Source organism: Capnocytophaga felis (genome assembly GCF_009684755.1).
In the GTDB taxonomy this organism is placed as follows: domain Bacteria; phylum Bacteroidota; class Bacteroidia; order Flavobacteriales; family Flavobacteriaceae; genus Capnocytophaga; species Capnocytophaga felis.
Genome location: NZ_BLBC01000013.1, coordinates 93699 through 105046, shown reverse-complemented (window position 1 = coordinate 105046; position 11348 = coordinate 93699). Strand labels below are relative to the sequence as shown.

The 11348-nt window shown below is 35.5% G+C and carries 8 protein-coding genes and 1 tRNA gene; 2 read left to right on the top strand and 7 right to left on the bottom strand.

Translation table 11 applies throughout. The features are described from left to right. The 7 genes from GN105_RS10445 to GN105_RS10415 form a co-directional block, all read right to left on the bottom strand. Positions 1 to 2312 (bottom strand): isopeptide-forming domain-containing fimbrial protein (locus GN105_RS10445; protein ID WP_155285338.1); only part of this gene is annotated, 2312 nt, incomplete at its 3' end. A gap of 160 nt (positions 2313 to 2472) precedes the next feature. Continuing rightward, positions 2473 to 3138 (bottom strand): DUF4294 domain-containing protein, encoded by a 666-nt coding sequence (locus tag GN105_RS10440; RefSeq protein ID WP_155285337.1) that lies wholly within the window; start codon positions 3136 to 3138, stop codon positions 2473 to 2475. A 72-nt stretch (positions 3139 to 3210) separates the two neighbouring features. Next, complete coding sequence (locus GN105_RS10435; protein ID WP_155285336.1) at positions 3211 to 5940, bottom strand: PD-(D/E)XK nuclease family protein; 2730 nt, start codon at positions 5938 to 5940, stop codon at positions 3211 to 3213. A 98-nt stretch (positions 5941 to 6038) separates the two neighbouring features. Next, positions 6039 to 6755, bottom strand: coding sequence for a sulfite exporter TauE/SafE family protein (locus tag GN105_RS10430; protein ID WP_155285335.1), 717 nt, complete (start codon positions 6753 to 6755; stop codon positions 6039 to 6041). Beyond that, positions 6755 to 7204, bottom strand: coding sequence for a FixH family protein (locus GN105_RS10425; RefSeq protein ID WP_155285334.1), 450 nt, complete (start codon positions 7202 to 7204; stop codon positions 6755 to 6757). Before GN105_RS10425 ends, GN105_RS10430 begins: the two co-directional genes overlap by 1 nt. A 46-nt stretch (positions 7205 to 7250) precedes the next feature. Then, positions 7251 to 8657, bottom strand: a complete 1407-nt coding sequence (locus GN105_RS10420; protein ID WP_155285333.1) for an arylsulfatase — start codon at positions 8655 to 8657, stop codon at positions 7251 to 7253. 95 nt (positions 8658 to 8752) lie between these two features. Continuing rightward, positions 8753 to 8826 (bottom strand) — tRNA-Ala (locus GN105_RS10415). Between the two features lie 153 nt (positions 8827 to 8979). On the opposite strand from GN105_RS10415, the gene GN105_RS10410 reads away from it, so the two are divergent. Both GN105_RS10410 and GN105_RS10405 read left to right on the top strand, forming a co-directional pair. After that, complete coding sequence (locus GN105_RS10410) at positions 8980 to 9786, top strand: sulfite exporter TauE/SafE family protein (RefSeq protein WP_155285332.1); 807 nt, start codon at positions 8980 to 8982, stop codon at positions 9784 to 9786. Between the two features lie 144 nt (positions 9787 to 9930). Next, complete coding sequence (locus GN105_RS10405; protein WP_155285331.1) at positions 9931 to 11346, top strand: MBL fold metallo-hydrolase; 1416 nt, start codon at positions 9931 to 9933, stop codon at positions 11344 to 11346. Positions 11347 to 11348: the final 2 nt, after the last annotated feature.

The window sequence follows — 11348 nt, the reverse complement described above, 5'->3', positions numbered from 1 at the left end:
TCCAATCTTACTTTTTTACGAACAAGAACCGAATAAATTCCCGCTGTTTCTATTTCAAAATCAGGACTTTGTTGATATACAGGAGATTCAGTTGTTCCTTGTAATTCAATAGCATATTCGTAATCGGAACTTGCATTTTGCACGGAAATTTTCCCATTTTTACAGTAAATGTCTTCCTTTGAAATAGTTGGATTAATGGGCGATGTATGCACACGGAAATAATATGTTGCCAAACAACCATTTTGGAAAGTCAGATTTAACTTGTAAATTCCTTCTTCAGTTAGTGAAAAGGTTTTGGAACTTGATATACTTTGCCACATATTGTCGTTAGGCGGACAGTTTTCTTCCAAAGCAAGTGATTGTGTACCAGCGTATTTTTCCAAATTAACCGTAGCCACATTCTGGATTGAGGTTAAATCAATTGATTTTGAAGCTCCCGTTCCGCATAGAAATATTTGAGGGAAGGTTCTGTGTGTTTCTGCACAAGTAAAAGTAACTTCGGAATAAGGAATAAGAGGATTAGTGCCTTGACGTTGTACCGTTGAAACATTATAAATTTCCTGTCTATCAACACAATTGTTGGTATGTTTGATTAAAGTATATCTTCCTGATGCAGATATAATTACAGTTTGGTTTGTGCTGATAATATTTCCCATATTGTCTTTCCACTCATATTTGTCAAAACCAGCCTGAGCCGTTAACACCAGATTTTCTCCGCAAAGTAGTTCAATATTTTCCGGAATCACGCAAGGAGTTAAATCAGCATAAAAAACAGTATCTTCTAAAATACCAATATTACAATTATCAATTGATGAAAAACTTCCATTGTCATTTATAATTGATTGATTAAGAGTTCCTTTATATGTGGATTTTGCCTTGTTTATGATTTTTTCAGAACAAGGAGCCTCGAAATCGGAACAATTAGAACTTAATTTTACGGCAAATCGGATTTTATGTTTTTCTCCACCTTTTTTGACCAACTCATTAGGAATTTTGAAAGTAATTTCACTTCCGTTAGTAGAATTATTTACCGAATGCGTAATGCCACTTCCAGCAGGAATTTCAAAAGGAATACTGGTATCTAAAGTTACGTTTTTGGGGAGAAAGTCTTTGATTTGGTAATCAACGACGTCGTCATTTCCAACGTTTTGAAATTCAAGTCCGTAATAAACAGTTGAACCAAGAGCAACCGTTTGGTTGTTCAAAATATTTCCTGCTACATCTTGGGCAGTTTTTAACAGATTCATCTTTGGTTCAATGACTTCCACCTCAAAAGCACTGAAAAAGATATTGTAAAGGTCTCCTGTTGAGTGAGCTTTGAAAGAGGCTGTTTCTTGGTCATTTTGTATAATAGAGTTATTTGTATTTGGAATAGAAAATAAATCAATATCCCAACCCAAAGTATTGGTCGATGCCGGGTGTCTGTCTATAATTAAATTTTCGCCTTCGCTTATTGAGCTATTGAAGAAATTATTCGCTGGATTTATAGAATTAGAAAGGTCTTCATAAGAACCATCTGGTTTTAAGATGGATAGCTTGTCCCCTGAAATATCTTTATCTCCTTCAAGAGCCATCACTCCAAAACGAGCATTTACGGGAAGTGGCGAGGGTAGGGTTTTGAATCCGGAAAAGGAAAAATCAACTTTTTCTCCTTTTGTAATTCTGGCGTATCCATCAAAAGTTGTAATGTTTTTGTTGCTTTTGTCGGGGTCTTCGTAAATGATAACAAGTGACCAACCTGCTGATACTCCTCCACGGACTTCATGAGGATTTGTTGTTCGGGAAGCTTTTACATTTGCCACAACATATTCACCGGTTGGATTTGCATTGGAAAGTAATTCTGTAATATCCTTGTAACAAATGTAAGAATCTCTGCCTTGCTGTATGTTTAAAGCATAGCCGTCATAAATGAACGTATCAGCTTCTATGTCAATGTAATCCGTTTGAGAAGGAATTTTTATTTTGATATTTCTTAGATTGGGGTCGTTTTGTAAATATACACCTCCCCAATATAAACCAGCATATTTTATTTTGGAACACGTAGGATTATCAAAAGTCAATGTAGCAGCACTTGAACTGAAGGTATTTTCATCATTGTCAATATCTACGTATTTCATCGGTAGTAAATCATTCATACCTGTATCATCATTATGATTTTCATTGGCAGGATGTTTGTTTAGTATTTGATTTCCAATCATCTTCAAGCCACCTTTTAGATTTTCGTTTTGTCGAATTTTGAATGGAGTGTGTACTTGTGAATAAATCCCTACATAGGAAAGAAGCAAAAAAGTAAGAAAAATTAATTTTTTCATAGGAAGTATCATATGATTGCTTTAAAAAATCGTGCAAAGATACAAAATTTTTGCAATATGATAAAAAAGTACAGTTTTCTGAATTCTTTCAGAAGATAGGAAAAGCCAATTGAAATTCTCCATTGAAGAACTCAATCTTATTTTGTGACGAGAAGAAAAATTATTTTGAATTACCTTCTTTTCTTCTACTTTTTCGCTCATCAATTATTTTACTCAAATTTATCTCAAAGGCAGGAGCTTGGTAATCCAACTCGTCGTTGGCAAAAGCACGATGCAAGATTTCTTCTATTAGTAAATCTTCATTATTTTCAGCAGGATTATATTCGGTTTTAAGGGAAATATCATATAGCCAAGCCGTGCTGTTATACATAAAAGCACTCCATCCGTTGCGTAAATCTTTAACTAATTGATAAGCAGTTCTTCCCGTTTGCCGATGTATAAGTTTTACTAAAATTCGTCCTTGTGAACGTGAAAGTTTTTTGAGTTCGGCTGTAAATCGGTCTTCGATGTATTTTTGCATTCGCTTGGTATATAGCTTTTTGGCTCGTTTGTTACGCATTGTATCCATTGTCTGTTCCATAATTTCCAGACGGTCAGCGGCGAGCTTGGCATAAGGATAAACTTTTTTAACGCGACTACGCAAAATCAGATATTGTTTACGAGCTTCCTCGCTGACAAACTTTCGTTCTTTTCCAAAAACAACAACTTCCGGAAGCCGAATTGTATCAATAAACTGAAAATTCTCGCCTTGATAAAGTGTATCGGTTTGGGCGAAAGCAAAAGAGCAACAAATGATTGTAAAAAAAGTCAAAAAAAGTGATTTCATCCAAAAAAGCTTAATTTTCAGAGAACAAAAGTACAAACTAAAATATAAGAAAGCAAGATGGCAAAAATTTAACTACGTATTTTTCTCAGAAAAAGGAATGTTGGGGTCAAAGATTTCTGATAGTAGTTTTTCGGTGTATTCTCTGTAAATTTCAATGACTTGCGGGCTTATTTCATACTCTGTTTCTCTTCCTTGTTTGATGTGAAACTTTATTAATCCTTGGTTAAGGTTTTTAAACGAAAAATTTCCTGCAATCATATTTTGTTGATTTTGATTCTGTTTATCAAACATATAGGCATATGTAAGCAGTTGAAAAGCTTTACTATATTTGAAATCGGTAATTAGCAAATCCCAATCAGAAACGCAAACGTTATTGTGATTTACCTTTCCTGTTTTGTAATCGATAATATGCAAAATGCCGTTTCGTAAATCAATGCGGTCAATAATTCCTTTGAAATGGATAGGAAAAGGCAGGATTTTACTTTCAAAAGGGACGCTTAATCGTTGCTCCAAATGCAAAACGATAATTTCAGTTCCTTTGCGGATTTCAGCAATTTCAAGGTCAAGAAATCGATTTACATATTCATAAATAACATTGAAAATCAGTAAATTTTTACCGCTTTTGAATTCGGAGTTTTTGTATTTTTCCAAAAAATGTTTTTCAATTAAAGAACGTACTTTAGGACGCATTGCTTTGAAATGGCTTTCCGTTAGAATTTGTTTGAGCAATGGGTTATACAAATCCTCTAAAGTTCCGTGAACAATATCCCCAAAGGTGCGTGCTTCCACCGTTTCTTCAACATCTCTTTCTTCGTAAACTTGCAGGACGTTTTGTTGATAGAATGTAATTGGATTCAGAATATAATTCGTTAAAGAAGAGGGAGATATACCTTTTTCTGCTATATTTTTCAAGCGTTCCAAAATATCATCAGTTTTTGGAATGATAATCTTCGGAGCAGTTGCAGGATACACCTCAGGGGCTTTTACCTGATGCAAAACCCGGTGTGCAGAAATCCTTTCGGCAAGTAATTGCAAAACAAATCGGCTTTTTTCTTTGCTTTTCAGTCCGCTCATTTCCGTGTCGTAAATCAGATGTATCTTTCTGGAACGCTGTAACATACGATAGAAATTATAACTATAAACAGCATCTTTTTCTTTGTAAGTAGGCAATTCCAAAAAATATTTCACATCATACGGAATAAACGAATTTCCGCTTTTCCCCAAAGGAAGAACTCCTTCATTTACTGAGGTTATTATGATGTTTTCAAAATCCAAACTTCGGCTTTCCAAAACTCCCATAACTTGCAGTCCTTCAAGAGGTTCTCCAACAAAATTCAGAGAACTTTTCTGTAAAACATCTAAATAGAAATGATATAAAGATTTTACCGAATCAATGTAACCAAATTTATTTTGAAGTTGTCTTAACTGGTTGAATAACAAATAGAAACGATACAGAAACTCCAAGGTAAGTGTATGTTTTCCATCATCGTTATTTGTTTTCTGTTTGATACTATAGATTAAAAATAAAGCATTGTCAATCAGTTTGTTAATCAGGTTTTCATCTTTCTCTGGGAATAATATTTCGATGAATTCTTTTTGAGCGTCAGGAGTTGCTTCCAGAATTTTTTCCCGAGTTAAATAATTCAAGTTGCGTTCTTTTATGAATTCTGAAATCTTAATTATAGCTTCTTCCGTGAAGATATTTTGCAAGAAAGGTTGCGAAATGAGGTTTAAAATATCTTTATAATAGAAATTCTTCGATAAATGTAACCTGAAATAGCCTGTAAATAGGTCATTAAGAGGCGTTTGTTGCAGCGGATACCCCATTGTTATATTAACCGATGTGTTCGGTTTAACTGATTGTAACATAGGGATTAACAGATTTTCATCAGCAATGATTAAAGCTGTTTTTTCCAATTCGCTGTTAGGCGTTTTTTGGAGCAGTTCGGCAACTTCGTGAGCTTGGTTGATACTCTTCGGAACTCCTGTGATATGAATTTCTTTTTCTTGTAAATAGTTGTTATTTAACCATTTTGGTTTGTTTGTTTCGTAATATTTCCAGTTTTTTATATATTTTCGGATAAAATAACCCGCATCGTGTTCTTCCGATTTTATAAAATATTCATCAATATCCCAATAAATTTCTGATTTTGAATCCATTAAAATGGAATGAATGATTTTTTGTTCTGCCTTTGATAAAGCATTGAATCCCACGAAAATATGAATTTTATTGGTGTTATTTTGGATGTAGTGTGGCAATTTTTCAACTGCTTTTTTGGCAATAAATCCGGAATATCCCTTATTTAATGAAGTAAGTTTCTCATTAAGAGCAAAGTAATAATCGCCAAGTGTATTCCAAAATTCGAGATGTTTTTTTTGCATTTCGGTTAGCTCATCTGCTCCCGACCAATGCTCGGCTTCCTTCAAAGCGTGTATGTAGGGGAAAATTTTTTCGGGCTGAACCAAATACTGGTCAATCTCGCTAAAATCCTTCAGTAATGTTTGTCCCCATCCGATAAAAGTCTCAAAATCATCAGGTTCTTTTTTGCATACAGATTTGTAAGTGTCGTAAAATTCAAACAAAAGAGGTAATTCTCCGAAGCTTTCTACTCCCGAAATTCGAGTGAAAAGCTCCGAAATTCCTATAAATTCAGGAGCAATGCTTGTTTTGTGATTAAGTTCCGCGAAATATTTCTTCAAGAAAAGTACAGGACGTTTTCCTGAGGTTACGAAAATCAAATTTTCAAGCTCATCAGGGAAGCATTCCAACACATCAGCAACAACACTTTTTAAATAATTCATCTGTAATACGAATCTGTTAAACCGATTTTTTTACAAAAGTATAATTATCTTAAAAAAATGAAAGGAAAAAACGAAAATAAATTTACTTTCGAATAATTTTATTTCGGCATAGGGACAATGCAATCGGCATCGGCTTTAATCATCAAATTCATATTTGACGGGGAGATGTACGGAATTCCTAAAGCAAGCCCACGGAGTATAAACAATCCGCCAATGATGATAATCACAAAAGGAATTGCTTTTTGAATGTATTTTTTCGTTTTTTGACTTAAAAAATTTCCCAAATAAATGGTGGCGGTCATTAAAGGAACGGTTCCCAATGCAAAAGCAAACATATACATTGCCGAGTAACTCAATTCCCCTTGAGCTAACGCTCCGAATAACGCCATATAAACCAATCCGCAAGGAAGAAACCCATTGAAAAAACCTATAAAAAGAATCGATAGTACGCCTTTACGACGAAGTTGCTGAGCAAGAGCATATTTTACCTTTCCTATCAAAAAATAAATCGGTTTGGAAAACAGATTCATTTTTACTTTTACCAAAGAAAGCAACACAATCAAAATCATCAGTGAACCAACAATAATAGAAAAGACTTGCTGATATTCTCTGATAAATAACCCTTTTCCAAGCATTCCGAACACTAACCCCAAAGACACGTATGCCATAGCCTTCCCGATGTGATAAGAAGCAATTTGAAAGGCTTTTTTAAAAGGTTTTTGATGTTCAAGCGGAAGAATTAAAGTTAAAGGACCACACATTCCCACACAATGAAAACTTCCCAAAAAGCCCAATATAAAGGCAGTATAAAACATTATTCTATGGTAATATTTTTAATCGAAAAATAATCGTTTGTATTAAAAGTATAGTCCACTTCTATGTTCCATCGTCCTTTAGCCAAAACGTTCATCGGGATTAGCATCCTTCTGTTTTTCAATTGCAAAGGAATTCTGAAATCTCTTTTTTTATCGGAAGGTCGGTAGAAAGAAACCGTACCCGTAACAGTCTCATCAGTTGTTTTTTCAGGGAAAATTAACAAAACTCCTTCCGAAGAAGGTTTTATTTGTACGGTCATCTGTTCTTGCTCCGTTTTTTTGACCTTAACCATCATATTTTGGTATGACCACTCTTTTTTATAGTAATCTTCCGTTACAAAATCGTGATCATATTTTTTATCAACTATCATATTTAAAACAAAATACATTATAAATGTGATAAAAAACACAAAAGCAATCACAATTCCCGTTCCCCAACTTATTTTCATATATTTTTCTTTTTTGTAAAACAAAGTAACCTAAACAAAAACGAATTTATTTTTTTGTTTTTTCCCACGAATATTTAAAAATATCCGAAGATGTACGGGATTTTTCCATAAACTTGGTCAATTTCTTTATCATTTTAGGGTATTTTCCCGCTATATTGTTCGTTTCCGAAGGGTCTTTACTCAAATCGTAAAGCTCAATGGGGGCATTTTTGTCTTTATCTACATTTACCCTTACTGCTTTCCAATTTTTATATCTAACAGCTTGTTTTCCGCCAAATTCATAAAATTCCCAGTAAAGATATTTGTGTTTTTTCTGTTTTTTATTTCCTTTGAGCGTATTCATAAACGATATTCCGTCAATCGGGTCGTTTTTATCTACGCGAACGCCTGCCATTTCAGCAAAAGTAGGATAAATATCCCAAAAAGCTCCTTGAAAATTACTCTTAGTATTAGCCGGCACGGTTCCTTTCCACCGTACGATGAAAGGTTCACGTATGCCTCCTTCGTATAAATCACGTTTTACACCTCGATAAATGCCACTACTTTGAAAATAAGCTACATCTTCCATAGTTCTGCCTCCTTCTATATGTGTGCCGTTATCGCTTGCAAAAATGATAATCGTATTTCGGTCGATGCCCAACTTTTCCACCAAAGTTGAGATTTGTCCCACATAATCATCTATTCCGTTAACCATTGCAGCATATGTCGCTTTGGGGAATTTTTGAGGTCCGTAATGTCCTCCTTTAAAGTTCTTTTCATTAGGATGAATACTATTTTTATTTTCATCTAATTGTTTTTCCATATAGTGCTGTGCAACAGAAAGTTCTGCGTGAGGAACGGTCAATGACAAGTAAATGAAAAATGGATTTTTACTCGCATTGTCTTTGATGAAATCAAGTGTTTTGGTTATGAAAATTTCATTGGCGTATGTTCCTTTGGCAAGTGGCTTTCTTACTATTTTTCCATCTTCAATACAATCGATAGCGTCAGGTGTTTGGGAATGAGCTTCCATATGGTGAAGAAAACCTGCAAAGGCATCAAAACCACGTGTGAGAGGTGTACTTCCGCTGTCTTTGAGTCCCATTCCCCATTTTCCGAAAATAGCATTCTGATAACCGGCTTCTTTCAAAAGTTCAGGAAAAATTTTCTTGTTTTCGTCTAATGGAAATTCGCCGTTTCCTCTTACTTTCGTACGTCCGGTGTGTTGTCCTGTAAGCAAAGAGGCTCGTGAGGGAGCACAAACGGTACTTCCCGCATAAAAATCCGTGAAGGTCATTCCTTCATTGGCAAGTTTACTCAGGTGAGGCGTTTTCACGATGCTCTGTCCGTAGGGCTCAATATCTCCATATCCCATATCATCAGCCAAAATAAAAATAATATTTGGTTTTTGTTCTTTTTGAGCCATCAGAATCCCACTGAACAAACACAATAGAAGAGTAAAAATATTTTTCATTATGAGAAGTGTTTTTTAATGTTTGCAGAAATATTTACTAAAAAACGTATCTGACTCAGCAAAAGACAGATACGTATTCCAAAGAATTATATTTGTGGAGAAGATGGGGCTCGAACCCACGACCTCTTGCATGCCATGCAAGCGCTCTAGCCAACTGAGCTACATCCCCAAAAGTGGGGCAAAGATATGATAAAAAATTGAATAAAATCACTTATCGAAGGAAAAAGATTGTACTTTTTTCAGAAAAATATTGATATGTAACTTTGGTTGCTGTCAAACCCAAATATGCGATTTATTTTTGCCCCGTAAAACATCAAAAAGTATGGAAACAGAGATTTTGGGGTATGCTTTGGCTACTTTAATAGGGATTTCTTTGGGGCTGGTAGGTAGCGGAGGTTCTATCCTTACTCTTCCTATTTTAGTGTATTTGATGGGTGTAGAGCCAATTTTAGCTACGGCATATTCGTTATTTATTGTTGGAGTTACATCACTTGTGGGAGGAATTAAAAATGCTTTTCTGAAAAGGGTTGATTTTAAAAGTGTATTTGTTTTTGGATTACCTTCTGTTTTGGCAGTTTATTTCAGTAGAGCCTTTCTATTACCTATGATACCCGATGTTATTTTCAGAATGGATTCACTGGTTTTTACCAAATCAATGGGTTTGATGGTTCTGTTTGCGGTAGTGATGATTTTGGCATCAGTTTCAATGCTCCGCCCCAAAAAAAAATATCAGCAAGAAGAGGAAACTGAAATACGTTACAAATATCTTATGATTTTGTTGGAGGGGATAGCTGTGGGAGTGCTTACTGGGCTGGTTGGAGCTGGTGGAGGATTCTTAGTAATCCCTGCTTTGGTGCTTCTTGCCAAAATGCCTATTAAACTTGCTGTAGGAACGTCTTTGTTTATTATTGCGATAAAATCAATGTTAGGTTTCATAGGCGATTTACAGAATTATTTCAAAATCATTGATTGGGAATTGCTTATAATTTTTTCAATCCTTTCCGTTTTAGGGATTTTTGTGGGTATATTTCTTTCCAGAAAAATTGATGGAGCTCGTTTAAAATCCATTTTTGGGTGGTTTGTATTAGTTATGGGAGTTTATATTTTTGTAAAAGAACTATTTCTGTAGAAAGCATTTGGCTGGAATACAATTAAAAAGAATATTAATAGAGTAACAAAGGAGATTATGATAAAGAAAGTTATTTGTACAATCCTAAGTCTGTTGGGATTATGTACAGTTCAGGCACAGAAAAATAATATAAAATCAAATACTATGAAAGTAGAACAAATTTATACGGGATGTTTAGCTCAAGGGGCTTATTATATTGAAAGTGAAGGAGAGGCAGTTGTAATTGACCCGCTTCGTGAGGTAAAATCTTACATCGAGAAGGCGGAAAAGAACGGAGCGAAAATCAAATACGTACTCGAGACACATTTCCACGCCGACTTTGTAAGTGGACATCTTGATTTGGCAAACAAAACAGGAGCTACTATCGTTTTTGGTCCTACGGCAAAGCCTCATTTTAAGGCTCACGTGGCGGAAGACGGCGAGATTTTGAAGGTAGGTAAAGTCCGCATTAAGGTAATTCACACTCCGGGGCATACGATGGAAAGTACTTGCTATTTACTTATCGATGAGAATGGAAAACAAGTCGCTCTATTCACGGGAGATACTCTCTTTATAGGTGATGTAGGGCGTCCTGATTTGGCTCAGAAGGTAGCTGCCGATTTAACTCAAGAAAAGTTAGCCGGACATTTGTACGAGTCGTTACACAGCAAGATAATTCCGCTTTCCGATGACATCATCATCTTCCCGGCACACGGTTCAGGCTCAGCTTGTGGCAAGAATATGAGCAAAGAAACAAGTGACACACTCGGAAATCAAAAGAAAACCAATTACGCACTTCAGCCAATGACAAAACAGGAGTTCATCATAAAGGTATTGGACGGTTTGATGCCTCCTCCTGAGTATTTTCCTGAAAATGTATTGATGAATATCAAAGGATATGAAAGCATTGACCAAGTACTAAAAAAAGGACTCAGAGCTTTGTCTCCCAACAATTTTGAAAAGGAAGCAAACCTCACGGGAGCTTTGGTGTTGGACACGCGTGCTCCGCAAGTATTCGCTAAAGGTCACATTCCTAATGCAATAAACATTGGCATTGACGGCAGTTTTGCTCCGTGGGTGGGTGCATTGATTCCGGATATCAAACAAGAAATCCTTATCGTGGCGGAACAAGGAAGAGAAGAAGAGGTAGTAACCCGATTGGCTCGCGTAGGTTATGACAACAGTGTTGGTTTTCTTGAAGGAGGATTTGAATCGTGGAGGCAAGCAGGAAAAGAGATGGATAAGGTAGAATCAATCACACCCAAAGAACTGTCAAAAAGAATGAAAGACAATCCCGAAATTCAAATTTTGGACGTACGTAAGCCCAACGAGCACATTTCGGAACACCTAATAGGAGCAAAGAACACGCCGTTGGACTATATCAATAACTATATTTCTGAAATAGATAAAAATAAAACGTATTTCGTGCATTGTGCAAGCGGTTATAGGTCTATGGTATTTATTTCTATTCTTAAGGCGAGAGGCTATCATAACCTGATTGATGTACAAGGAGGATTTAAAGGCATAAAAGCATCTGAAGAGTTGAAAATTAGTCCGTTTGTGTGTCCAACAACCTTATAAGT